This is a genomic window from Pseudomonas sp. C321 (genome assembly GCF_055407105.1).
Map to the genome: position 1 here is coordinate 58,144 of NZ_JBUZRB010000014.1, position 23,431 is coordinate 81,574.

The following is a 23,431-nucleotide window of genomic DNA, read 5'->3' on the forward strand; positions in this document are numbered from 1 at the left end:
TACGACAGCAGGAATCTTGTTTGATGAAGCCTGATGCTTGCAATCACAATCCAGATCCGCGTTATCTACGCGAGCTGATCGATAAGGCGGGGGTTAGTCAACGCAAGGCGGCCCAGCTGCTTGGTATGTCGTGGACAGGCTTTCGAAATTACCTGCGTGATGAGTCTGAGCCGCTGTATAGGGTGGCTGATTATCGGGTTCAGTTTGCGCTTGAGTGTTTAGCCGATTCAACAGAATGAAATTCTTCTCAATCATGAGGGTAAGGTCATGGTGCAACGTTTGAAAACCGCCAAAGAGGGATGGATTGGGATCGTAAAAAGTCTCTATATGTTTTTTGCATTCCCATTTTTACTGTTCATAGGTGTAGTAATGTTTTTCATGGTGACATCAGGCAAGTCCATGGGACGAGTCGCAGATGACGCATTGGGTACCGTTATTATCTGGGCCGTAATAATTGTATCAATTGGGATATTTGTGTATGGCGTATGGAGCCGGAATCGCTTACTCAAAAAAATCACGGCGTCTCTTCGTGATTCTGCGTACTTCGCTCCTGAAGTTGGCTACGAAATGTATCGCCAAGGTGAAGGTAAGTACCTGGGGATCGACAAGAAAAACGGCACGATTTTGTATGTTCATAGAATCCGTAAAGGACAGGTGGACGTTGTGGGCTTGACCATGGATGACTGGACCAACCGCGAAGTTGAAGGGAACATGTTTCGTCTAAATACTAAGTTCCCTGACCTGCCGCGTATTGAAATCGCTACCCCTTGGGCGCAGCGCTGGTTCGATACCTTGGGAGCTATGGAATACAAAAATACCAACAGGGCTAAGCCGTTTGCGCAGCACGTGCGTGACCAGATCGAAAAATTGGAAAGCGATTTCCAGATTCAAATCCCACGCCTGGCGTGAAGCAATAGATCCCCTTTCTTCGTTTTACCCTGACGCGCTTACCCTCTCACACTGCCCATCCGGGCGGTGTGATTGTTTGTGGGCCATTAATGGCCATTCCAGTTAGTTGGTTTTAACCTTCGTAGGACATCCCAATGCAAAATCGACCTCAACAAAGCGCATGGGAGGGCGAGCAAGCGTATGTGTTTCTAGCGTTTTGTGCCGCTGTACTGCTGTGCTGGCTGTTTTTCGATTCGTTCGTGTACTGGACTACCTGGACGCTTTATTGGTTATGGAAAATAGTGGACTTCGGGCCACTCCATACCTGGGCCGGGGGCAAGATCAACCTTCTCGCTGAGGTGGCCAATAACGCCAAAGACGTTACGTTGAACGAATGGATCGACGTAATGAACCAAACCAGCGGGATCTTCATGCTGTTCCTGGTGCCGCTGGTGGTGATGAGTGCGATGGGTTTAGCGCAACACCCTGCACTGCCGTTTCGCAGTAAACGGATGGTGAACATCCACACTCTGCCTGGACTGGTGAGTGCGTTTGCCCCCTCAGTGATACCAGTCTTGGCCGCATCAGGGCCTGATGGTTTGATGAATGACACCTCAGCCGCTAATGCCTGGGCGCTCAAGCCCGAAGAGTTTGCCGATCGGTACAACCTGGTGCAGCGCAAAGTGCTGGATCTGGATGCATCGCGCTCGGCGTTTGAAGCTCAGATCGGCGGTGTTCATAACGGTCTTTCGGACTGGACACCTTATGAGCGGGCCTTGTTGGCCGTGTTTGGTCAGCAGGTGTTTCTCGATGACCGCAAAGCCGCAACCCGATTGCTTGATGACCTGAACCGCTCTTGTATGGTCAGTGGCTTGTTGCGCCGCAAACGCTACTCGGTGACGCCGCTCTACCGACTGGCTGATAAGGGCTTTGAGCGTCTGAAACAGGCTCCAGGCGTCAGTGAGTGGCTGGAAAGCCATGTGTCGGTGCGAACAGCATTAGTCGGCTTGTACGGACGGGACCTTCGCTTACCGCCTGCGCGTTTCCGCTGGCTCAAAGGTGTCGACCGCACCTTGTGGTATGCCCTGCATAGCGCGGACACCGCCAAGGTGTTTGTTGAGGGCGCCGGTGTGCAGGCTCAAGCCCGGGCAGAGGTTCATGCCAAAAAGAAGGGTTTGCCACGTCCCGGGTTGATGGTCACGCAAGCCATCGAAGGCTTGCAGATCGAGCTGGAAAGCATCGGCCTGGTTTTCCCACGCGAAGTCATCATGGCCAAGCGTCGAGAGGCTTCTGATGTTCCCGTTATGACGGCGATTTATGCCGTGCATGAAACCGTGGTCGACGAGCCCGCCTGATAAACGTTTAGTTGCCTCTGCACGTCCCCGCACTGTTCTGACGCTCCATCCCTACCTATTTCTACTAGAGGAAACTCCATGGCCTCGGCATCCCTGCACGCGCCGTTTTCGGTGCTTATCAAAGCTAATCACCTTGTCATCACTCAGACAGTAGATGGCGTCAACCGCACGCTCTGTACCTTGGACCTACGCCAAAAGCCCTCCTTTTATTTGAACAATGGCAATGTGGTTTGCCGTGATGCTCAAGGGTTTGAATTCTCACTCGAAACCCTTAATCGCGATGAGGCTCACGATCTGCTCACCCAAGTGGCCATGGCACAGCTGGATCATGGGCGACTGAAAACCCTGCGCCGTGTGGTTTGCATGGTGTTGGTGTTGTTTGTGTTTTTCCTAGGTCTTGTTTGGGTTGGCCGAGGGACGGCATTACCCGTTCCGGAAACGGCTGATCTGGCAGTCATCAGTCCGGTGCTCCACGCACCTAAACCCATAACTCCCCTCCCGGTCCTCAGCGCTCCAAGCGCAGCAGCAGTACGGCCGGCAGAGCCAGCGCCAAGCCCGACAGCCTCAAGTGAGGTGCCAGATGACGGCTGGGCCTTGCCACAGGCGATTCGGGCCACGCTCCCGAACAAGCTCCACAACGCTGCAGAGCGCAAGCTGTTTACCGTGGACTACTCCAGCGGCCACGCACGGACATTGTATGTCTTCGCTGACCCCAGTTGCCCCAACTGCAAGCGCCTAGAACCTGCACTGAATGCCCTGTCTGACGCCTTCAACGTGGTGGTGTTTCCGGTACCGGTGATTGGTAAGGAAAAGTCGATTGCAGCCATTACGCCAGTGCTGTGCCTGCCACCTGAACAGCGCAAAGCGGCCTGGGACGCGTTGTTTGATTCGGCACCTGATGGGTTGAACCTGGGCAAACAATTGGAAAAGCAGGCGTCGGAAGGGGCGGACTCAAAAGCGGCGCAACCTGGTGAATGCGATGTGGCCCTCAAGGCTCTGGGAATCAATCAGGTGGCCTATCAGGCCTATCTAATACCTGGCACGCCTTGGGTGATTAGCGACGATGGCCGTTACGTGTCGCAGGCGCTTTTGCGCGACCCGCTGAAACTGCAAGCCTTCCTGGACGAACAACCGGCGCAGAAGGGCCAGGAGGTATCGGATGCGAGCCAATGACTACGCCGTCGAGCGTACGCGCCTAAACCGCCGGATTTACCACTCGGCATTGGGCGAGTGGATGATGGGGCCCGGAAGTCTCGCGTTGGGACTGGTCGGGTCCGTGGTGGGTGGCATCGTGTATCCGGCCAGCCTGTGGTTGAGCTTGCCCATCATGATTTTCTGGGCCCCCTCGATGCTGCTGGAACCCTGGCAGATGCCTATGCGGATGCCTTCGGACATGGACCGTTTCGATCCTTCGACGCAACGCCAGGTACCGGGCAAGTTACTGGGTTTTTTGCCGGTGACGGTCATGCGCACCTCCATGAGCAAGGCTGCTGGCATCTTGTATATGGGCTATTTGCGGGCCCGGGATGCCGGGCGTGAGCTGTGGCTCTCCATGGATGACATGACGCGCCATATTTTGATGTTCGGCACGACCGGCGCCGGCAAAACTGAGGCACTTTTGGGGTATGTCGTTGGCCAGCTCAGCTACGGGAAAGGGCTAATTTATTCTGACGGCAAGGCCCAAAACGATGTATCCGCCGCCATTACCTCCCTGGCACGGCGCTATGGCCGGGAGGATGACGTTCGGACAATGAGTTTCATCACGGGTGGTAAATCCCGGGCACAGGATCTGCTTGAAGGCAATAAAAGCCGAGGGCAGACCAACACCATCAATGCGTTTGGTATCGCCCAGGAAACCTACATCATCAACCTGATGGATTCGATGTTGCCCCCGGCCGGCAACGATGGTGGCTGGCAGGAGAAAGCCCGGGCCATGATCCAAGCCCTGGTGTTTGGCCTGGTGTACAAGTGCCGGCGTGAAGGGACGGTCATGTCTCAGCGCACGATTCAGGCGCATTTACCGCTGCGCGCGATCGCCAAGCTCTATATCCAGGCAGTGGAGCAACAATGGCATGAAGAGGCCCGGTTACCGCTGGAAAACTACCTGGGCACTCTGGCCGGGTTTGACTTGGCCAAGGTGGACTCCCCTTCTGAATGGGCGCCGGAGGCACTGAATCAGCACGGGTATTTGATCCAGCAATTCACTCGCATGCTGGCCTTGTTTAACGATACCTACGGCCATGTGTTTGCCCTTGACGCCGGCGATATCGACCTCAAGGACGTGGTGCATAACGACCGCATCCTGCAGGTATTGATTCCGGCTCTGGAAATTTCCTCGACCGAGGCGGCGACCCTTGGCCGTTTGTACGTGTCGCAGGCGGCCATGATCCTGAGCCAGGATCTGGGTGAGAAGCTGGAGGGTAAGCCCGAAGATATTCTGGTGATTCGCAAGTACAAGGACCGCTTCCCGTTCTTGTGGATCTTGGATGAGGTAGGGGCCTACTACACCGACAAAATAGGCGAGTTGGCGACGCAAGTGCGGTCCATTGGTATTTGCTTGCTGTTGGCGAGCCAGGAGGCGCAGCGCCTCAAATCCGCTGCCGGCGATAAAGTCTGGACGTTGATTGCCAACATGGGCACCCGGATCACCGGGAAAATCATGGACCCGAAGGACACGCTGGAGATCCTGCAGTTGATGGCGGGTGACGAGTATGTACCCCAAATGTCCGGCTTGGTGCGTCAACCGGGCATGTTGAGTTCCAACTGGGAAGACTCCGACACCTTGACCATGAGCAAGGACAAAAAGGTCAGTGTCGAGGAAGTCCAGCAGTTGCAGGAGGGTGAAAACATCACCCTTTACAAAGGGAATGTGATTCGCGGCAGTTCCATGTATGTCGATGATGTCGACAAGCTTTCCAAGGAAGCCATCCATATCAACCGCTTTATCGAGGTCGCCCCGCCAGGGCTGGAGACCTTGTTGGCCGGTGCGCCTGCCAGGGTCCGGCGCAGCTATCCGCGTGCGGATCGAGTGCAACGGATTTTGCACCATGTGGCGATGAAGCCTGGTCGCAGCGACCTGGAAAGCCTGGTGCTGACTGATCCGTTGCTGGTGGCCTTGAATGACTTGGACGAGGAATGGCAAGCCATTTGGCGTCGGCGTCCAGGGGCAGCGGTGCGCAGCTCGTTGTTATGGAACACCGCATTGCAGCATGTCCCCAAGCGCGGCCGTGGTTATCAGGCGCAGTCGCGTACCGCACAGGCGTTAACGGTGGGCAGCAAGCGTCTGGAGGACTACCAGGCGCAGCACATCCGACCGGCCAATGTCCCGAATGCCCAAGCTGCTGCGCCTAGAGCTGCAGCGCCGAGGCCACAGAGAAACGACCTGCAACCCCCGATCTATGAAGACGAAATGAATTAACGGGCGTCATAGAGTGGGCTTTGAGCGGGCCATGACACTACATGTTGTGTCGCCGGCAGATGATCAAGGCACCACATCTAGTGGTACCGAGAAAAACTTGCACCTTGATTTTCAAACCCAAGTAACGAGGAGAAACACCATGGCACGCGGCGTAAATAAAGTGATTTTGGTCGGCACTTGCGGGCAAGACCCGGAGTTACGGTCCACCCCTAACGGTAAGGCAGTAATTAATCTGAGCCTGGCCACCAGCGAACAATGGACCGACAAGCAGACTGGTCAAAAGGTTGAAAAGACCGAATGGCACCGCGTGGTGCTGTTTGACAAGGTGGCGGAAATCGCTGGGCAATACGTGCGTAAAGGCACTCAGGTGTACATCGAAGGCAAGTTGCAGACCCGAGAGTGGGAAAAGGACGGGATCAAGCGCTACGCCACGGAGATACATGTGGACATGCGCGGGACGATGCAGCTTTTGGGCGGGCGTCCACAGGGCGATCGACAGGCCTCTCAAGCGGGTCCGGACGACAACGTGCCTCGCCAGGCTCCCCGGCCGCAGCCGGCCAATACCCAGGGGCCACAGTCTTCATCACAGCCAGAACCGGATCAGGACTACGAAAATTTTGACGATGATTTGCCGTTCTAGTCCCCTACAGTTAACTGCTTTGTCAGGCGGAACAGCAGCGGAAATGCCTGTTCTGCCGACATTTAAGAAGTAGCAATAACGGATTTAAGGGACGCACCATCCCTTTTTGTCCAGATCCGCATCAAAGATGCTCCGCACGAAACCCTATTTTCCTGCACGAGAGTGCCCGCAATAGCCCGTCGAATGAGCATTCAATCTGCATGAATTTGCATTTTCATGCGGCGGCGCTTATCGTTGCAGGATGAATTACAGGTTGAGGTGCGATGACCATGGACCTTTCAGCGATGCGCGACAAGTTTGAACAGGGTGAATTGAGAGCGGCTGAGGCTGTTCCGGTTGCTATGGCTAACGACGCGTGGTTGCTAATGGTTGTCCGCACCAACGGTTCGCATGACTTTATGACGGTCGCTCGATCGGACAGGCAAAAGGTCTACAAGAGTCTTGAGGCAGTTCACGCGGATGCTCAGCGTGTAGGCTTTGCAGAAATGAAGATTAGGTTCTCTGGAGGGAATCTTAAAGTGGCTTAACAAATCGCAGAAACCAAAAAGCCCGGCTGGTAACCGGGCTTTTTGGAAAATCCAGAACAGGTCTTTCTCTTTCGACGGTGAAAACCTGCTCAACAACAACAAACGGTGAGCCGATTATGGCGCGTACTGCGGATTCTTGCAAGTCGCAGAATGTCAACATAATTAGCTTTCCGCCAAATGGCGTAGAAAAATGGAATTCATATTCGCAGTGGCTGTGCACGTCTCATACGGCAACAGTCCGCAGATCGCAGTAGTCAAAGCTTCCCCTCTGAACGGTACCTGCTGCCGTGGAGGGGAGGTTTAATGGCAAAGCTTAAAGTCGTTCGACTTGACCCCTCTAATCCCCACTCCGCATTGCGACGAGCTGCCCGGCCTATGCCGGCGTCTTATGCGGTACCCCGACACCTCACTGAACAGCAGCTGAAAAACCCCCTGATTCGTTCTGCCTTTGAGCGGCTGAGTAATATGGTCCAGTACCGTGGCCGCTATCTGCGTCGTTTAGACCGTGTGAATGGCGATCGCCGTACCCGTATCGAGAAGTTCGTAGCGATCGAGAAGTCAGCCGAGCAGATGCTGATTCGTCTGGATCTGGCCACCGGCGTCCTGGGCTACCTCGATGAAGACAATGGACGCTATGTCCTCAATACCCAGCGTCGTATTGCTGAGGACTCGCCTATTTCAGCACCGGTGCTTTGCCGGCTATTTCAGACCTTCGACGCGGCCGGGTATGTGTACCGACGCATCGAGCGTGTGCGCCTGGATGAAAAGGACGAGAACGGCTTGCACCTGGTGCGTACACGCGTGCTTATCCGCTTCACCAAACTCTTCTGGAAAGACCTTGGGTTACTGCATGTGTTTGAGCGGGTGCAGAACTCCGCGCGCAAACGTCGCCAGGTTCAATTGAATGTGATTGGCCAGCGTCGTCTCGACGACATGGAGCGCCATTCGAAGGAACTGCTGCGTCGTGAAGTGTCCCGTAATCGTTGGCGTGCCAAAGAAAGCCGCGAATCAGACGACAGGCCGGCATCAGTGGGCCAGAGCCAATCGCCAGACGGTGGACCATCGAAGCCGCAGGCGGTGACTGGTAACCAGGTTACTGACAGGTTGAGCAAGCTGTTGGCCAACGTCGCTGTCAAGGCGTCAGGCTAAGCTTCCAAACACTACCCTTCCTTCCCTTTTTTCTGTATCCGCTCACGCGGAGGCCGCTTCACGCCTGCGATTTGTGCGTGTCCCAGGGACAGCTGGCCATCTCTCGAAAAAGCCACTGATTCGCCGGTGTCGCCGGCATTTCTGGCTCGTGTTCTGGAGCCCGTCGAGGTCACCGGCCGGGGCTTTAAAATAAATGGAATTTTATACCCCCTTCAGTTTCCCCCTACGGGTAAAAAACAGGGCTTTACGAGGTGTACCACCTCTCAGATAGCGCCCGTGCAAAGTCGTGCCTACGGCACGGCACGGTAAAGAGCATGGGGCTACTCGCCCCAAACCCCGGCAGAGGCCTGCGGCCCCTGCACCCGCTGCCTGGAAACAAACCCGACTACCGCGTAACAGCCTGTCTAAGCGGCCCAGGGCGATAAAGCTGCCCTGCCCTGGCCTCCGGCCACCCTTCGGGCGCTAAGACCCGGATAAATCGCCCCAGGACGGCAAGCCGCCCTGCGCCTCAACCGGGCGCGTGTGCGCGCAGGCTCATTTTACGGATCAGAAACGCGAATGCTGCCATGTGCCTTCGGTGAAGGCATTGATTTAAAGATTTCCGACCAGATCCTAAACCCTTGCTATGAGACTTGTACGGTGGTTATGGTTTATGAAGTTCGACAAAATCACTGACATTAATGAGGCGTTTATGAGTTTTGATATTGAGAGATTTATTGCTGGTAACGGTTTAGGTCCGTGGGCTGACCTGGGGCCCACTGATGTTCAAAAGGAAGGTACATATCGCCGTGGTTATCACCAGGCTATGGCTGAGGTTATGGTTCTTCTCAGCAATGGCGAACAACTCACCGCAGAAATACTTACTGAATGGGTAGAGGGAGACGGTATGAAGTGGCGGAAAGATGTACCACTCGACCGTCATATCTTGGCGCCGGCTTTGATAAAGCCTATTTCCTAGATCTAAAGCGGGCGTCGGGGAGTGGTAGATGCACAAGTGTGTTTCGACAATGGCCCGGGCGTTTTTAGTGGTGGCCTCGCATGAGGCCGTTTGAAAATAAGTCGAAAATTGTGCATTTATTGTAATGACTAGTGGTGACATAACTCTGTTGGGTTGATAGAATATGAACACCAGCATCGCACCGGCGCTGATACCTGAAACGAGCGGCGGCTACCGCTCCAGGTAAACCTTGTAGGGGAATCAATCATGGGCAAACCAGTACCTGTCACTCTTTTCCATGCTTACTTCGGTGGGCAAAACATTGATTCTTTTGAAGCGAAAGGTAAACGCGGTGCAGAGGCTTACATCAAGCGTCGTTACAGCTCTTCCGAAAAAGTTGTGATCTGTCCTGATGGTGGCGACTACGAAACTGCCCGAGCGGAGTCCGTTCGGTTGGTGCCTACCCTAATTGTGGACTGATCCACCATACTCGATTAGCCCCGCCAGTCGGGGCTAAACATGCAGAGGGATACGCTTTAACGTGTCCTCGAAATCAAAGGAATGAAGATGAAACTTCTGGTTGCGGTAACTTTAATGGTCGTCGGTTCGATTGCTCATGCAGCAGCTGATACAGCCCCAGGTGTTGAGATGTTGATGCTGAACAAGAACCCTCAGCCATCGATTGGTGACAGGATCGCGCTTCAAGAGGTCAAGGGGGATCAGTGCCGGTTCTATGGCAAGGTTGTCGAAACGGCTGGAAGTAACAATCTGGAAGTCGCCATTAATCGTAAAATTTGCGGCGATGGTGTAACGCGAGCGATTAGCCTGGTTGTGCCCCTGCCTGCTGGTTCTGTTCAAGGCAGCGAAACTTTTATCGGCTACCCGGCCAAAGGTTGAGGAAAGGCCCACTATGACCATTCAATCATCAGTCAGCACAGCCCGTAAATATGGGGTTCGAATTGTGCAAGTTACACAGACCCTCCCGGACATGCAGCGCTTTGAAGCATACCGTCGGAAGACAGCAGCTTTCGAGGAATGGCGTCAGAAATTGAATCGTGGGGATCGGTTGCCACGAGGGCGGTTTTTCAAAGGTAAAACACCTGGTCGGAAGGTGGTTGTGATGGACCAATTCTGGCAAGCGTTCAGTTGAAGAAAAATCAGCCGCATATCACCGCTCCTTCGCTGGGCTTCGGTAGTAGGAGAGACGCGGCTATGGCGTCAGAGCGATTGATGACGACTCGCTCAACTGTTAATGGAAAGAGAAGGACCACACCATGTCTGACAAGCAAATTACTATTCAAGAAGAAACCGTCAGTTATCTACTGAGCATGATTGAAAATCGCCTCCGTGAAATTGGGAAAGGCTATCAATCTAACGGCCGCAGCTATGCTGATGACCTTGAAATAACAGGCCTTCGGACCTTCGCTCGGCAACTTGGTTATGACTTCGACGTAATGTCGGTAGCGTCTGGGTTTGCAGTTACTCGCGTTGATTTTTCGGAAGCTGCAAGGTAAAGGAAATATCACTGCCTCGTTGAAAGGAGAATCTGTGATGGCAAAATCGGCAAGTACATTAAAACTTGAACCCGTGTCAGCCGGAGAGGTTTTACTGAAGCCATCCGCTCATCTTCAATTGCTAGCCACAGACGGTGCAGCTGTGTTCAAGGTTGATGATGAGGGTTATCCAGAAATCTGGCTTGCTGGTCGGCTTTGGGAGGTTTCTGGTCGTGGCGTCGTAGCAGTTGGTGATGTTGTTGACCCAGGGGAACCAGGTCCAGTTGTACGAGTTATGACACTGGCGGATCAGGCATATATCGTCGCGTTGCTGAGCAAGCCTTAGCGTCCGACGCAACACTGAGTAGCGACAGGAAAATAATAATGACCATGCGCACCTCCCAACACTATGTCTGTCCTAACGGTCACCAGGGCGAGGAAAAAACCTCCGAAAATGATCAGCCTTATTCGAAAAGCTGGATCAAAGTTTCGGTCAAAGGAATGAAGGATGGGCCAAAAGATGGCAATGGGTGCGATACGTACCTGTGCGAAACATGTGGCTTGCGGATGGCCATTGCACCCGACATCCCAAAAGCCACTGAGCCAGGACCTGACATCGATCTTAATGTGCTGCTTGAAGAACGGTTTTCGACAGGCCAAGGGGTAATCCAGCTGGCTCCCGGTATGACGGATGCACAAATCCTGACGCTGATCAAAGTCGCGTGTTCCTGGAGCAAAGGCAAAGCCTTTCAGGTCATTTCCCTACGGACGGGCTGAGTATGGATAGTTGGAGGAGATAAACAATGTTGAGCTCTTACCCAAGTGGTACACCAATCGTCGGTTCTGACGGTTTCCCGATTGATTTTAAAGCCGACTCCGACTTACAGCAGGCGCTAAATTTTCACCTTCGCGGCCAAACAGCTTACGGCGAATGGTTCAAAAGGCTGGGGTCAAAAGATCGACCGCCTCGTGGAGCATGTGCCAAGTTTTTTGAAGATCGTATGCGCAGTCGGCTCGACAGCCGGGCACAGGATATTTAGACCGATGGCCAAGCCACTAGATATTCGACTGTCGCCGGTTGCGGAGCTGCAACCGGGTGAAGATCTTGCCCAGCTACGCCAATATGCGGAACGCTATGAATGGCTGCGGCAGCGGGCCGTGAGGGTCCAGGGCAGTGAGGTGTGGTACTGGGGTTTGGGGAGCAATGGAACCGAAAACCAACGTAAGCACGAATTAGAGTTCGCTTTACTCGTATGTGACTGTTGATTGGAGAACTCTGATTGTCGAAACGAGTTTATCGAACCGCTTTTCGGATGTTTACGGTCCTTCCTGATGTTCGTTAAAGCGGTTTCATAAAACGGTGGTTTTATCGTACTCCCCAGACAGAGCGCTGGTTTGCGGGCAGGTACTGGGCTTAAGTGCGTTTACTGTTCCATTGCTCCCCGAACCCCTATTTAGCGGGCGCATCATCTACGCCGGCCGCTACACCGCACAACGCGGCGCGGAAACCTTGGAGGCTGGCCTGGGCGACTTGATTGCCTTTTGTCGCCCGTTCATTGCCAACCCCGATTTGCCGCAGCGCATTGCCAATGGCTGGCCGCTCAACCCGGTCGACCCAAGCAGCATGTACGGCGGCACGGAAAAGGGGTACAGCGATTACCCGACCTACGCCGAGTAAATCCGCTCCACCGGCCGTCACGGCTTAACCCTGACGGCCGTATTCTTCAGGCACAACAAAAGCGGTCGCCACCTCGCTAGCGACTTCGCTGTAGCGCAGAATTACTTACGCCGTCATGCCGCGTCTGGATAATGGAGCCTTACTCGCGAGACACACCTGATTGCCACTCAACACCTTGCCTACCCGTCCACACTCAGCGCTGCGGAGATAACTAACCTGGCAAACCATGAGGGACATCTCAACATGACAGAACTGCACAGCTACCCGGAGTGTGGCCGTGCGAATGCGGGTGTAAGTGGCGCAGCGACAAAGATTACCCGCCATGGCCGCATCAATCGCCTGGTCATCGGGCGTCGGCTGGCTATTCAGAAGAGCAGTTGCTGCCATGATCTGTCCTGACTGGCAGTAACCGCACTGCACCACCTCATGCGCTAGCCAGGCCTGCTGCACGGCTTTGCCCACGGCCGTCTCACCGATGGCCTCAATGGTGGTGATTGAGCGACCTGCCACAGCCGAAATAGGAGTCACACACGAACGGATCGGCTGGCCGTCGAGATGCACGGTGCACACCCCACACTGAGCAATGCCACAGCCGTATTTTGTCCCTGTCAGGCCGAGCACATCGCGCAAGACCCACAGCAGAGGCATATCCGCTGCAACGTCAACCTGCTGCGACTGTCCGTTGATGATTAACGTTTGCATGGTCTTTCCTCTGCCTAATTGGGTTAATGCCGACAACTGTAGTCATCGCTTTTTAATGTGTTAATGGCACGTGACGCTGACTGAAACAGTCCACGTACTCACTGATTAATTCGCCTTAAACGAGAAACCAGCCACCCTGCCAGCGGAAAGGAGATGATCTGAGTGAAAGGCACCCAAACCACCACCTCCACCAAGACCATCAGCGGAAAGCTCAGATCATGGGTCAGCGGCCCCAATAAACTCAGTACCAATAAGAGCGTTGGGTATAGCCCCAGACAGCCCACCAAAATTCGCCAACCTAACCCATACGTTACTTACCGGTACACCTCACGGCGGTTACCAATCTTGACGACCAGGATGCGCAACGCACCGTCCTCGATGCTGCTGATGAGGCGGTAATCCCCCACGCGATACTTCCAAAAATCCCCTAAGCTTGAGTCTTTTAAGGCTTCGCCAATGCTGCGTGGATCCTCCAAGCTCGACACACGTTCATGCAGGAACAGCAGAATGCGTTTGGCGATTTGAGGGGTCATGCCGAGATAAGGGAAAATTAGGACATTTGCTTCGCATACTGTTGTTCTATAAAGGCTTGCGTACCCACCTCAAGCCGTCCTAAATGGCTGGCCACCTAGGACAATCTGCGCACGCCATCGCGTTGTCTCGGGAATTATCAATCCAGACAAGTAGTTGCATACCAAATTAGTGAACTTTGCCTTATCTCGGCATGCCCCCTATTACCGTGCCATCCGCTCGGCTTTCGCGGTATTGCACAGCGCCACCGAGCATGTGCGCGAGAAGTCCGTCATGCGCCAGGTGACCATCAGCTTGATTCCGCTGTTTGGCATCAACCTGTTCATTCCGAGGCTGGTCGAGTTCCTGGCGCAAAACCCGGAACTGGACATCAACGTCACCTACGCAAACCACCGCAGCTATTCCAGCGAACCAGCCACTGGCCGGGCAATCACAGCGAGCCGCTGATCTCGGGTGCCGTCTCGCCCTATTGCAGCCGCGAATTCCTTCAGCGCCACGCCCCCATCGACTCGCCCCAGGCCTTGAGCCAACTGCCGTTGCTGCACGACGAAGAACGCGGCACCTGGGCCGAATGGTTTCAAGTCGCCGAGGTCAAGCACGCCAGTGCGCTCAATGGCTTGCTGCTCGAAGACGGGCAACTGGCGCTGACCGGCCTGGGTTGCTCGCTGCTGCGCGAGCCGTTGGTGGCGCCGATGTCGCCAGCGGCGAACTGGTAAAGCTGTTCGACCTGCACGTGGATGACGGCCGCCAGTACTACCTGTGCCGGCGCTCCAACAGCGAACTGTCCGACGAAAACCTGAGCTCAAGCGCAGCCTAGTGACGGCTACGCCAGCAACCGCTGATTGATCACCATTTGCTCACGCCCGCGCGCCACAATCCAACGGTGGAAGTCGCGGCAGTGGGCCTTGTCGAACGCGCCCTTGGCACCCACCAAAAAATACGCCGACGGCAAGGGCAAGGCCCGGGCAAACGGCCTGATCAAACGCCCATCTGACAACGCATCAGCCACCATTGAGTATTGCGCCAGTACCACACCCTGCCCCGCCAATGCGGCCTGGATTGCCATGGCAGACAAGGAATACACGCGGTAGCCATCGCGAATGCTTTCGCAGTCCACCTGTTGGGCCTTGAACCAGTCACGCCACGAAGGCGGCGAGGCAAACTTCGGTAGCCAGTCGATGGACAGCAGCGGATATGCCAGCAGGTCTGCCGGTTTGTTGAGCAGCACATCAGGCCGCAACAACCAAGGGCTGCACACCGGCACCACGCAATCGCGAAACAGTTCGATGGCGTTTTCAGTGGCCACGTAGTCGCCGTAGGTGAAGCGAAAATCGATGTCGTAGCCCTCTGGCGAAGGTTCGGCGTGACTGCCATCGAGAAACAAATTGAGTTCCGGGTGCTCGTCCTGCCAGGCATAGATGTGCGGTGCCAACCAATCCGACAGCAATGACGGCAAAGCGCTGATGCGCAGGTTGCTGGCGTTTTTCGACCGCTCGACCTCGACCTGGGCGATGCGCAGGCTCTCGAATGCCGCTGCGCAGCTATCGTGATAACGCTGGCCGGCGGCGGTCAGGCGAATACGCTTGCCGACCTTCAAGGTCAGGCTCAAGTCCAGGGTGTCTTCCAGCAGTTTCATTTGTTGGCTGACGGCACCGGCCGAGATACCCAGACGCTTGGCGGCCTCGACAATGCCGCCGAAACGTCCCACGGCTTCAAAAACCTGCAGCGCGCGCAGGGAAGGCAAGCTGTTCATCATCATCTCCATAGCAATCGACGGTTTTATACTTTAGCTGAGCTATAGCAAGCCACAGTTTTCGACATTTTTTGTATATGAAAAGCCTCGTATTCTGGCTTTGGCGGGTATTTACCTGTCCCGGTCAGGAGACGCCCCATGTTGTTGCGCAAGACCCGATACGGTGCAGCCTCTGATGTAACCATGCGTAACAAAAAACCATAGTGGCCCGGCGACTCAGCCACCCCGGGCTTATCAGCACCGCGAAAAACAGCACCTTGCAGGCATTTTCCGTGAATTGGCCTGCATTTTGCATTTAATGTATATACAGGTACTATCATATAAAGATTTTTCTGTAATACATCGTTAGCGTTCGATCCGTCAGACAAAGGAAAAACAACAATGAAAAAATTTGTCCTCGCCACCGTCTTTGCATTGGCTTCCACCGGCGTCCTGGCCAAGGATTTAAGCGTCATTCGCTTTGGCGTCGATCCGACCTTCGCTCCGTTCGAATCGAAAAACCCCGACGGTCAACTGGTGGGCTTTGACATCGACCTGGGCAACGCCATTTGCGCCGAGCTGAAGGTCAAGTGCGTGTGGGTGGAAAACGCATTCGACAGCATCATCCCGGCGCTGCGGGCGAAAAAGTTCGATGCCGTGTTGTCGGCAATGACCATCAACGACCAGCGCAAAAAAAACGTGGACTTCTCCGACCGTCTCTATAACTCCCCCAACCGTTTGATCGCGAAAAAGGACAGCGGTCTGCTGCCTACGCCAGAATCCCTGAAAGGCAAGCGCGTCGGCGTAGCCCAAGGCACTACCCAAGAGACGTACGTCAAAAAAATCTGGGCGCCTAAAGGGGTGATCATGGTCACCTACCCCAATCAGGACTTGCTGTATCCGGACCTGGTCAGCGGCCGTATCGACGCCAGCCTGACCGATGCCGCCGTGGCCGAACTGGGTTTTTTGCAAACGCCTAAGAACACCGGTTTCGCCTTCGCCGGCGACGCTGTGTACAACCAGGAACTGCTGGGCGAAGGCATTGCCATCGGCCTGCGCAAGAACGAGCCGCAGCTGATGGAAGCCATCAACCGGGCACTGGCCGAAATGCACAAGAACGGCACCTACGACACCATCCAGAAGAAGTACTTCACCTTCGACATCTACAACTAAAAGCCCTGCGCTTGACCGGTGCCGGAACGCTCGCGGCTTGGTGATCCGGCGCCTTGCCCATCCATTTCGCGCAAGGGCCGGCCCCCGGGCCGCCCTTGCCAACGGAGAGACAGAACATGCTTTTACAGGGCTATGGTTCGCTCATTCTCGAAGGTACGTTGGCGACCATCCAGCTGGCACTGATGTCCATGGTACTGGCCGTCACGCTGGGCCTGATCGGCGCATCAGCCAAACTATCGAAACAACCGCTGCTGCGTCACCTGGCCGCCGGCTACACCACGCTGATTCGCAGCGTGCCGGACCTGGTGATCATGTTGTTGCTGTTCTTCAGCCTGCAGATCTGGCTGAACAACCTGACTGAATGGCTGGACACCGAACAGATTGACATCAACCCCTTCGCGGCCGGGGTGCTGACCCTGGGTTTCATCTACGGTGCCTATTTCACCGAGACCTTCCGCGGCGCTTTTCAGTCCGTGCCAGCCGGCCAGTTGGAAGCTGCCGTGGCCTACGGCATGAATCGTCGGCAGGTGTTTGTGCGGGTGCTGTTTCCACAAATGATGCGCTTCGCCCTACCGGGAATCGGTAACAACTGGCAGGTGTTGATCAAGGCCACGGCGCTGGTGTCGATCATTGGTTTGATCGATATCGTCAAAGTCACCCAGGACGCGGGCAAGAACTCCATGGACCTGTTTTTCTTCAGCGTGGTCGGCGGCCTGATCTACCTGGCCCTGACCACCGTTTCCAACGGCGTGCTGATGTGGCTTGAACGCCGCTACTCGGTGGGCGTCAGAGGTGCGCAGCTATGATCGATATCGTCCAGGAGTACTGGAAAGCCTACCTTTGGTTTGACGGCTACCAACTCTCAGGCGTGGCCATGACCCTCTGGCTGCTAGTCGCTTCCATCGCCATCGGCGGCACCCTGGCCGTGCCGCTGGCCGTGGCACGAGTCTCGTCCAATCCGCTGCTGCGCATGCCCGTATGGTTCTACACCTACGTGTTTCGCGGCACGCCGTTGTATATCCAACTGCTAATCCTCTACACCGGGATCTACAGCTTGCAAGTGGTGCGCGACCAACCGACCCTCGATGCGTTTTTTCGCGAGGGCATGAACTGCACCCTGCTGGCCTTTGCCCTCAACACGTGCGCCTACACCACGGAGATTTTCGCCGGCGCCATCCGCGCCACGCCCTATGGCGAGATCGAAGCAGGCCGCGCCTATGGCATGTCCACCTTCACCCTGTACCGGCGAATCATCCTGCCCTCGGCATTGCGCCGTTCGCTGCCGTACTACAGCAACGAAGTGATCCTGATGCTGCACTCCACCACTCTCGCCTTCACCGCCACCGTGCCCGATCTATTGAAGGTCGCTCGCGACGTCAACTCTGCGACCTACTCCTCGTTCGAAGCCTTCGGCCTGGCGGCGGTGCTGTACGCGCTGATGGTGTTTACCCTGGTCTGGCTGTTTCGTCGCTGCGAAGTGCGCTGGCTGGCCTTCTTGCAACCGCAGGCGCATTGAGTGACCGTCCTTTTGGAGACATCGAACATGTATAAGCTAAGCGTAGATGAGCTGCACAAGAAATACGGCGACCACGAAGTACTCAAGGGCATATCGCTCAAGGCCAAAGCTGGCGACGTAATCAGCATCATTGGCTCCAGCGGCTCGGGCAAAAGCACCTTCCTGCGTTGCATCAACTTCCTGGAACAGCCGTGCGCCGGAACCATCACGGTAAACAACGAGCAAATCCGCACCAAACAGGATCTCAACGGCGCGCTGCGGGTGGCCGACCCGCGTCAGCTGCAAAAAGTGCGCACCAAACTGGCGATGGTGTTCCAGCACTTCAACCTGTGGCAGCACATGACCGTGCTGGAGAACATCATCGAAGCACCGGTGCATGTGCTGGGCGTCAAGCGCAAGGACGCAGAGGCACGCGCGCGGCAGTACCTGCATAAAGTCGGTCTGGACCCGAGCGTTGAGAAAAAATACCCGTCCCACCTGTCCGGCGGCCAGCAGCAAAGGGTCGCCATTGCCCGTGCCTTGGCCATGGAACCGGAAGTGATGTTGTTCGACGAACCCACTTCCGCGCTGGATCCGGAACTGGTGGGCGAGGTGCTGAAAGTGATGCAGGCCCTGGCCGAGGAAGGTCGCACCATGGTCGTGGTCACCCACGAGATGGGGTTTGCGCGCAACGTCTCCAACCATGTGATGTTCCTGCACCAAGGCCGGGTTGAAGAGCAAGGTCCGCCGGGTGAAGTGCTGGTCAGTCCGCAAAGCGAGCGCTTGACCCAGTTCCTCTCCGGCCGCCTGAAGTAACCCCATTTCGACAGGAGACAACCATGAGTAACGGTTTTCCATCACACCGCAGCTTTACCCAGCAGCGTGAACAATTCCTCGCCGCCGCCGAGGCCGTCGGCGCCCGTCTTAGCCATTACCCGCACCCATTGCGCGGCCCGTTCGCCGAGGCCCTGGGCACAGATGTGGCCCTGCTCGGCAACCCCCAGGCCAAACGGGTGTTGGTGGCCTTGAGCGGCACCCACGGCGTGGAAGGTTATTACGGCTCGGATTGCCAGCGCCAATGGCTGCAAACCTTCAGCGAGCGCAGCCTGCCCGACGACGTCGCGGTACTGATGATCCACTTGATCAACCCGTGGGGCACGGCCTGGATGCGTCGGGTCAACGAGGACAACATCGACCTCAACCGCAACTACCTGGACTTCACTAAGACACCACCCGACAACGCGGCTTATGAAACTCTGCACCCGATCTACACCTGTACCCAACTGCGTGGCCCCGAACGTGAGCGCGCCGATGCCCAGCTCAATGAACGGATCAGCCGCGAGGGCTGGTCGGCGGTGATGTCGATTGTCGAGGCCGGTCAGTATCGCCATCCCGATGGCCTGTTCTACGGCGGTAACAGCTCAAGTTGGTCGAACCAGACCCTGCACCGGATCCTCGGCGAACACCTGGCACACGCCGAGGTCGCGATGTGCTTCGACCTGCACACCGGCGCGGGCGATTATGGCCATCCGATGTTGATGACCATTGCCCAGGCCTCGTACCCGGCACTGCCCCAGGCCCAGGTGTTGTTCGGGCCCTGGCTGTTCACCCTGATGACCAGCGCCAACAGCCAGAGTGACACCGGCGTTGCTGCCACTGCCACCGGTTACACCTCCCAGGCCATCATCAACGCCTTGCCTCATGTGCAACTGATGCCGTTCGTGATCGAGTGCGGCACCTACCCTGGTCAACAAATCCATGCGGTGCTGCGCGACGATCAGTGGCTGCACCTACACGGCGACCCAACCGGCCCCGAAGCACGGCAGATCAAGTTGCAACTGCTTGAACAATTCTTCCCCGCGGACAGCGACTGGCAAGAGTTGGTGTGGGTGCGAACGCGGCAGATCTGGGAACGGGCGTTGTCCGCGATAGGCACGCGCGGCGGTCTGTAAAACGCACAGCACCCAGTGTGGGAGTGAGCAAGCTAGCTCCCACAGGAGATGTTCGTGGAGACGCGATAAACACTTAAGAGAACCTAAACCAAATATCAGTTTTATCCATCTATTCTTACTCAACTGGCCTCTCGTATTCTGGATACGTCGTTAGCCACGATCCGAAGAATAATAAGGAGAGACCCCATGTTTATGCGCAACGCCTGGTATGTCGCCGCCAGTGAAACCGAACTCGGTGAGCAACTGTTTGCGGTCAAGCTGCTGAATGAGGCGGTAGTGCTTTACCGCAAAGGCGATGGCACCCCGGTCGCCCTAGAAGATGCCTGCCCGCATCGCAAACTGCCGTTGTCCTTAGGGCGGCGCCAAGGTGACGACATCGAATGCGGTTACCACGGCCTAACCTTCGACTGCTCGGGCAGTTGCGTGCGCGCCCCCGGCAGTAAGCACGTTCCCCAAGGCGCCAAGGTGCGCAGTTATCCGCTGGCCGTGCGCTACGGCCTGATCTGGATCTGGATGGGCGATGCCGAGCTGGCCGACGCCAGCAAGATTTGCCACGTGCCCGAATGGGGCGATCCGGCCTGGGGCCTGAATCGTGGCGACAGCATGGTCATCCCCTGCAACTACCTGTACATGACCGACAACCTGCTCGACCCCTCCCACGTGGCCTGGGTTCACCAGTCCTCCTTTGGCAGCGCCGCATGCGCCCAGGAGCCGCTGCAAACTACGGTGACAGACGTCGGCGTGATCGTGTCGCGGTGGATGCGCGACATCGAAGTGGCGCCGTTCTACGCCAAGTTCGTCAAGTTCAGCGGCAACTGTGACCGCAAGCAGCATTACGAAGTGCACTACCCGGCCCAGGCCATCATCAAGGCCATCTTCACCCCGGCCGGCACCGGATCGGATGCCGGGCCGGTGCACGAACAGGTGTTCTTGATGAACTCCTACAACTTCATGACCCCCATCGATGAATCCACCACCCGCTACTACTGGTTCCAGGTGCGCAACTTCGACCAGGACAACGAGGAAGTCTCGCGCCAGTTCGATGAGGACGTACGTCACGCTTTCGCCGAAGACCGCGTGGTGCTCGCCGCCGTCCATCAAGGCATGGCCAACAAGTGCAGCCCCAATATCGACCTGGCCTCCGACTCGGGACCCCTGCGTTTCCGGCGTAACCTGGCCAAATTGATTGCCCAGGAACAACCTGCGGACTTGATCCCGCTGGTACAGGCCAGACCGCAAACAGCGGGGGTTTGAGATGAGCAGCCAACCCCAAGGTTTCAAGGCTTGGCGGGTGATCGAGAAAACGCCGGAAAGCGCGGTCATTACCTCCTTCGTCCTCGCGCCGCAGGACGGTCCTGCACCCATGGACTTTCGTCCGGGGCAGTTCCTCACGGTGCGGCTGGTGTTGGGCGACGGCACTCGAGTGCTGCGTAACTACAGCGTCAGTGCCTTCACGGACAACCCGCTCCAGGTACGAATTTCGGTCAAGCGTGAACCCGCCCCGTTCGATCGCCAAGACCTGCCGGCCGGACAAGGTTCCAACCACCTGCACGACGGCGTGCGGGTTGGCGACGTACTCGACATCGCAGGCCCATCCGGCACCTTTGTGCTGGACGAGCAAAGTCCAAGGCCGGTGGTGCTGTTCAGCGGCGGCGTCGGTTTGACGCCCATGCTGAGCATGCTGCATCGCCTGAGCGGCCAGTCGATGCGCCCGGTGCACTTTCTGCACGCCTGCGAAAACGGCGCGGTGCATGGGTTTCGCGATGAAGTGCTGGCCCTGGCCGACCGGCGCCCGGGCATTGAAGTGCACTTCTGTTATCGCAATCCGAGCGAGGCGGATCGTGACCGCTTTCACAGCCAGGGCCTGATTAGTCGCCAAACCCTGCAAAGCCTGCTGCCGTTGGACGACTATGATATCTACCTGTGCGGCCCCAGACTTTTCATGCAGGCCAACTGGCGGCTGTTGCGCAGCCTTGGGGTGGCCCGCGAACGAATTCATTACGAGTTTTTTGGCCCGGCGACGGTGCTTGAGGAAGACGACGTCAGTCCAGCGCCGCCACCTGAGCCGACGCTGAGCGAACCTGTGGCAAAGGACGGTGCCGTAAGTGTCTGCTTCATGCCGTCCGGCACCCGCGTAGCCTGGGATGAAAACTGCCATTCATTGCTCGAATTGGCCGAACAGGCGGGCCTGACTCCGGCGTTCAATTGCCGGGCGGGCTTGTGCAATACCTGCCAGGTGAGCTTGCGCGAAGGTACGGTCGAGTACTTCGACGACCCGCTGGACGCTCCGCAAAACGGTGACATCCTGTTGTGCTGCACGCGGCCCACCAGTGCGATCACGGTGCAACTGCGCCAATAGTAAGCGCTGTAGGCGAAGTCGGCCGCGTGTCTGATGCTGGGCGCGAAAAATCAGATCCAATATTTGGGTACCCGTCTTGGCTATAAGCGTCAGGGCATGGCGCCCAGCAGTTGAGCGCGCTTCTTCGAGGTTGCTGCGGTGATCGGCGACCACCGCCACGTCAACACCGCGTTGCTTGGCGGCAACCAGCGCTCGGGTAACGTCTGGACTGGTGAAGACGTACGCAGCAACGCGGATAGAGCTGGTGGCCGCGTAAATGGTGCGCAAGACTAGTTTCTGTGCAGAGCCCTCGGGCTAGAAACCGACCTCGATGCGACGGCTTGCGTCGCCCTCGTTGTCAGCAGCCAGGGCCAGCACTTGCAGGCTGCCCCCCGCGACCAGTGCCATCGTCAACGCCAGTGGCTTGAAAACTCTAGAAACCATGTTCTACAGGCCCCCAAATATCGTTGGCCTTTTTAGTCAAACCCTCATCGTCCTTGCAGGACTCATCAGTCTCCCCCCGTGCGGCTTTCGTGCGCGAAGGACTGAAATGTCCGTGCTTGTAACGCTTGATACTGAAATATTTCTGGATGTACTTGTCGCAGTCACCATCGCGGGTCATGCCAAGTAGACAAAGAACAGCACCGCAAGCGTCGGGGTTACTGTCATGGCCATAGGGCGGCTGGACCGGTTCATCAGCAACGGCTGGACCTGACAGCAATAACGCTCCCAGCAAAAAAACGGATGGAAGTTTTTGCATAAATCCCCCTTTTCTCGCGTGCGAGAAATTCAATTGATGATCTGTACGAAAGATGGCTCGACTTGCGCTTGCCCTTGGCCGGATGCCAGCGCAGCGGCTGGTTTGGGATCAGCGAAGCGTTGGAACTGTTCAACCGGCGCGGCATCGCCAGTGTCCAGCGCAACTTGAATCCTTGACTGCTCAGGGCTAGCCGGTTGCATCGCAGCCTGTTGAGCGGGTTGCGGTGCCTGGCCGTTTTCGTCGGTCACAATCATCCATGGGTCACTATGTTTTGACGAAGCTGTACGAGCGCGCACAGGCGTTTTTCGTGCCCCTGGTTATGCAACCGCTACGGGTATCGCCTCATCGCCTGCAGTGGCCTCCACAGCAGGCACAATCGGATCAGCACTCGAAGGATTCAGGGCACCGACCACAACTTTCTGCACGTAGGACAGATCACCCTCTTTGTCCGGGCGATAACCACGTACAGGGTTCCCGCTGTAGTACATCGAGAGCGAGTCGCGCAGGGCTTCTTGTGGGTTCGGATTCGCGGTCAGGGCTTTGGTGTAGTTCTTGACCATCAGCTCGCTAATCGCCTGCAGGTTGCGGCACGGCTCAAACGCTTGGGCGTAGCTCAGGCCGAGAGCCCGCATGTTCGTCACCAGGAGCTGGCCAATACCGACC

Annotated in this window: 27 protein-coding genes and 4 pseudogenes; 24 read left to right on the forward strand and 7 right to left on the reverse strand. The window is 56.4% G+C overall.

The annotated features are described in order from the left end of the window. Positions 1-23 precede the first annotated feature (23 nt). The 16 genes and pseudogenes from ACZRJ6_RS25200 to ACZRJ6_RS25275 form a co-directional block, all read left to right on the forward strand. A complete protein-coding gene (locus ACZRJ6_RS25200; RefSeq protein WP_169906948.1) occupies positions 24-239 on the forward strand; it encodes a helix-turn-helix domain-containing protein in 216 nt (71 codons plus the stop codon). Positions 240-267: 28 nt separating this feature from the next. Then, the gene (excA, locus tag ACZRJ6_RS25205; protein WP_169906941.1) at positions 268-909 is read left to right on the forward strand and encodes a plasmid IncI1-type surface exclusion protein ExcA; all 642 of its coding nucleotides are present in this window, start codon (positions 268-270) and stop codon (positions 907-909) included. Between the two features lie 134 nt (positions 910-1,043). Beyond that, positions 1,044-2,243: a secretion/conjugation apparatus DotM-related subunit gene (locus ACZRJ6_RS25210; protein WP_169906940.1), complete on the forward strand. Its 1,200-nt coding sequence runs from the start codon at positions 1,044-1,046 to the stop codon at positions 2,241-2,243. 78 nt (positions 2,244-2,321) lie between these two features. Continuing rightward, the gene (locus ACZRJ6_RS25215) at positions 2,322-3,416 is read left to right on the forward strand and encodes a thioredoxin domain-containing protein (RefSeq protein ID WP_169906939.1); all 1,095 of its coding nucleotides are present in this window, start codon (positions 2,322-2,324) and stop codon (positions 3,414-3,416) included. After that, on the forward strand, positions 3,403-5,661 hold the full coding sequence (gene trbC, locus ACZRJ6_RS25220; protein WP_169906938.1) for an F-type conjugative transfer protein TrbC: 2,259 nt from the start codon (positions 3,403-3,405) through the stop codon (positions 5,659-5,661). The genes ACZRJ6_RS25215 and trbC overlap by 14 nt, the downstream gene beginning before the upstream one ends. Before the next feature lie 139 nt (positions 5,662-5,800). Then, the gene (locus ACZRJ6_RS25225; RefSeq protein ID WP_198818295.1) at positions 5,801-6,301 is read left to right on the forward strand and encodes a single-stranded DNA-binding protein; all 501 of its coding nucleotides are present in this window, start codon (positions 5,801-5,803) and stop codon (positions 6,299-6,301) included. A 269-nt stretch (positions 6,302-6,570) separates the two neighbouring features. After that, a complete protein-coding gene (locus ACZRJ6_RS25230; RefSeq protein WP_233100838.1) occupies positions 6,571-6,828 on the forward strand; it encodes a plasmid replication protein RepB in 258 nt (85 codons plus the stop codon). Positions 6,829-7,203: 375 nt separating this feature from the next. Next, complete coding sequence (locus tag ACZRJ6_RS25235) at positions 7,204-7,977, forward strand: hypothetical protein (protein ID WP_169906934.1); 774 nt, start codon at positions 7,204-7,206, stop codon at positions 7,975-7,977. A gap of 652 nt (positions 7,978-8,629) precedes the next feature. Next, a complete protein-coding gene (locus ACZRJ6_RS25240) occupies positions 8,630-8,935 on the forward strand; it encodes a hypothetical protein (RefSeq protein ID WP_169906933.1) in 306 nt (101 codons plus the stop codon). Between the two features lie 246 nt (positions 8,936-9,181). After that, entirely contained in the window at positions 9,182-9,394 is a 213-nt protein-coding gene (locus ACZRJ6_RS25245; RefSeq protein WP_169906932.1) for a hypothetical protein, read from the forward strand. Positions 9,395-9,481: 87 nt separating this feature from the next. After that, entirely contained in the window at positions 9,482-9,811 is a 330-nt protein-coding gene (locus tag ACZRJ6_RS25250) for a hypothetical protein (protein ID WP_169906931.1), read from the forward strand. A 377-nt stretch (positions 9,812-10,188) separates the two neighbouring features. Next, positions 10,189-10,428: a hypothetical protein gene (locus tag ACZRJ6_RS25255; protein WP_169906930.1), complete on the forward strand. Its 240-nt coding sequence runs from the start codon at positions 10,189-10,191 to the stop codon at positions 10,426-10,428. A 37-nt stretch (positions 10,429-10,465) separates the two neighbouring features. After that, on the forward strand, positions 10,466-10,753 hold the full coding sequence (locus ACZRJ6_RS25260) for a hypothetical protein (protein WP_169906929.1): 288 nt from the start codon (positions 10,466-10,468) through the stop codon (positions 10,751-10,753). Positions 10,754-10,791: 38 nt separating this feature from the next. Beyond that, positions 10,792-11,184, forward strand: coding sequence for a hypothetical protein (locus ACZRJ6_RS25265; RefSeq protein ID WP_198818294.1), 393 nt, complete (start codon positions 10,792-10,794; stop codon positions 11,182-11,184). A 26-nt stretch (positions 11,185-11,210) separates the two neighbouring features. Beyond that, a complete protein-coding gene (locus ACZRJ6_RS25270; RefSeq protein WP_198818293.1) occupies positions 11,211-11,447 on the forward strand; it encodes a hypothetical protein in 237 nt (78 codons plus the stop codon). A 410-nt stretch (positions 11,448-11,857) separates the two neighbouring features. Next, a pseudogene (locus tag ACZRJ6_RS25275) lies at positions 11,858-12,085 on the forward strand (oxidoreductase); the annotation flags it as partial. Between the two features lie 273 nt (positions 12,086-12,358). On the opposite strand, the pseudogene ACZRJ6_RS25280 reads toward ACZRJ6_RS25275, so the two are convergent. Both ACZRJ6_RS25280 and ACZRJ6_RS25285 read right to left on the reverse strand, forming a co-directional pair. Further along, positions 12,359-12,787 (reverse strand): annotated as a pseudogene (locus ACZRJ6_RS25280) ((2Fe-2S)-binding protein); the annotation flags it as partial. A 314-nt stretch (positions 12,788-13,101) separates the two neighbouring features. Beyond that, positions 13,102-13,320 (reverse strand): type II toxin-antitoxin system RelE family toxin, encoded by a 219-nt coding sequence (locus ACZRJ6_RS25285; RefSeq protein WP_019410174.1) that lies wholly within the window; start codon positions 13,318-13,320, stop codon positions 13,102-13,104. A gap of 199 nt (positions 13,321-13,519) precedes the next feature. On the opposite strand from ACZRJ6_RS25285, the pseudogene ACZRJ6_RS25290 reads away from it, so the two are divergent. Further along, positions 13,520-14,135, forward strand: a pseudogene (locus ACZRJ6_RS25290) (LysR substrate-binding domain-containing protein); the annotation flags it as partial. Between the two features lie 6 nt (positions 14,136-14,141). On the opposite strand, the gene ACZRJ6_RS25295 reads toward ACZRJ6_RS25290, so the two are convergent. Then, positions 14,142-15,071: a LysR substrate-binding domain-containing protein gene (locus ACZRJ6_RS25295; RefSeq protein ID WP_019410173.1), complete on the reverse strand. Its 930-nt coding sequence runs from the start codon at positions 15,069-15,071 to the stop codon at positions 14,142-14,144. Between the two features lie 381 nt (positions 15,072-15,452). Between ACZRJ6_RS25295 and ACZRJ6_RS25300 the strand changes: the two genes are divergently transcribed. From ACZRJ6_RS25300 to ACZRJ6_RS25330, 7 genes are all read left to right on the forward strand, one after another. Continuing rightward, the gene (locus ACZRJ6_RS25300) at positions 15,453-16,223 is read left to right on the forward strand and encodes an ABC transporter substrate-binding protein (protein ID WP_009682421.1); all 771 of its coding nucleotides are present in this window, start codon (positions 15,453-15,455) and stop codon (positions 16,221-16,223) included. A 116-nt stretch (positions 16,224-16,339) separates the two neighbouring features. Continuing rightward, entirely contained in the window at positions 16,340-17,029 is a 690-nt protein-coding gene (locus tag ACZRJ6_RS25305) for an ABC transporter permease (protein ID WP_009682422.1), read from the forward strand. Continuing rightward, a complete protein-coding gene (locus ACZRJ6_RS25310) occupies positions 17,026-17,739 on the forward strand; it encodes an ABC transporter permease (protein WP_009682423.1) in 714 nt (237 codons plus the stop codon). Before ACZRJ6_RS25305 ends, ACZRJ6_RS25310 begins: the two co-directional genes overlap by 4 nt. 27 nt (positions 17,740-17,766) lie before the next feature. Then, complete coding sequence (locus ACZRJ6_RS25315) at positions 17,767-18,534, forward strand: ABC transporter ATP-binding protein (protein WP_019410171.1); 768 nt, start codon at positions 17,767-17,769, stop codon at positions 18,532-18,534. 23 nt (positions 18,535-18,557) lie between these two features. After that, on the forward strand, positions 18,558-19,670 hold the full coding sequence (locus ACZRJ6_RS25320; protein WP_019410170.1) for a DUF2817 domain-containing protein: 1,113 nt from the start codon (positions 18,558-18,560) through the stop codon (positions 19,668-19,670). A 186-nt stretch (positions 19,671-19,856) separates the two neighbouring features. Continuing rightward, positions 19,857-20,924 (forward strand): aromatic ring-hydroxylating dioxygenase subunit alpha, encoded by a 1,068-nt coding sequence (locus ACZRJ6_RS25325; RefSeq protein WP_019410169.1) that lies wholly within the window; start codon positions 19,857-19,859, stop codon positions 20,922-20,924. 1 nt (position 20,925) lies between these two features. Further along, complete coding sequence (locus ACZRJ6_RS25330; RefSeq protein ID WP_019410168.1) at positions 20,926-22,029, forward strand: FAD-binding oxidoreductase; 1,104 nt, start codon at positions 20,926-20,928, stop codon at positions 22,027-22,029. Between the two features lie 72 nt (positions 22,030-22,101). On the opposite strand, the pseudogene ACZRJ6_RS25335 reads toward ACZRJ6_RS25330, so the two are convergent. From ACZRJ6_RS25335 to ACZRJ6_RS25350, 4 genes and pseudogenes are all read right to left on the reverse strand, one after another. After that, positions 22,102-22,296 (reverse strand): annotated as a pseudogene (locus ACZRJ6_RS25335) (phospholipase D-like domain-containing protein); the annotation flags it as partial. Positions 22,297-22,441: 145 nt separating this feature from the next. Beyond that, complete coding sequence (locus ACZRJ6_RS25340; protein ID WP_019410167.1) at positions 22,442-22,768, reverse strand: TrbM/KikA/MpfK family conjugal transfer protein; 327 nt, start codon at positions 22,766-22,768, stop codon at positions 22,442-22,444. A 29-nt stretch (positions 22,769-22,797) separates the two neighbouring features. Next, on the reverse strand, positions 22,798-23,022 hold the full coding sequence (locus tag ACZRJ6_RS25345) for a hypothetical protein (protein ID WP_463897848.1): 225 nt from the start codon (positions 23,020-23,022) through the stop codon (positions 22,798-22,800). A 63-nt stretch (positions 23,023-23,085) separates the two neighbouring features. Continuing rightward, positions 23,086-23,400 (reverse strand): lysozyme family protein, encoded by a 315-nt coding sequence (locus ACZRJ6_RS25350; RefSeq protein WP_200661102.1) that lies wholly within the window; start codon positions 23,398-23,400, stop codon positions 23,086-23,088. Positions 23,401-23,431: the final 31 nt, after the last annotated feature.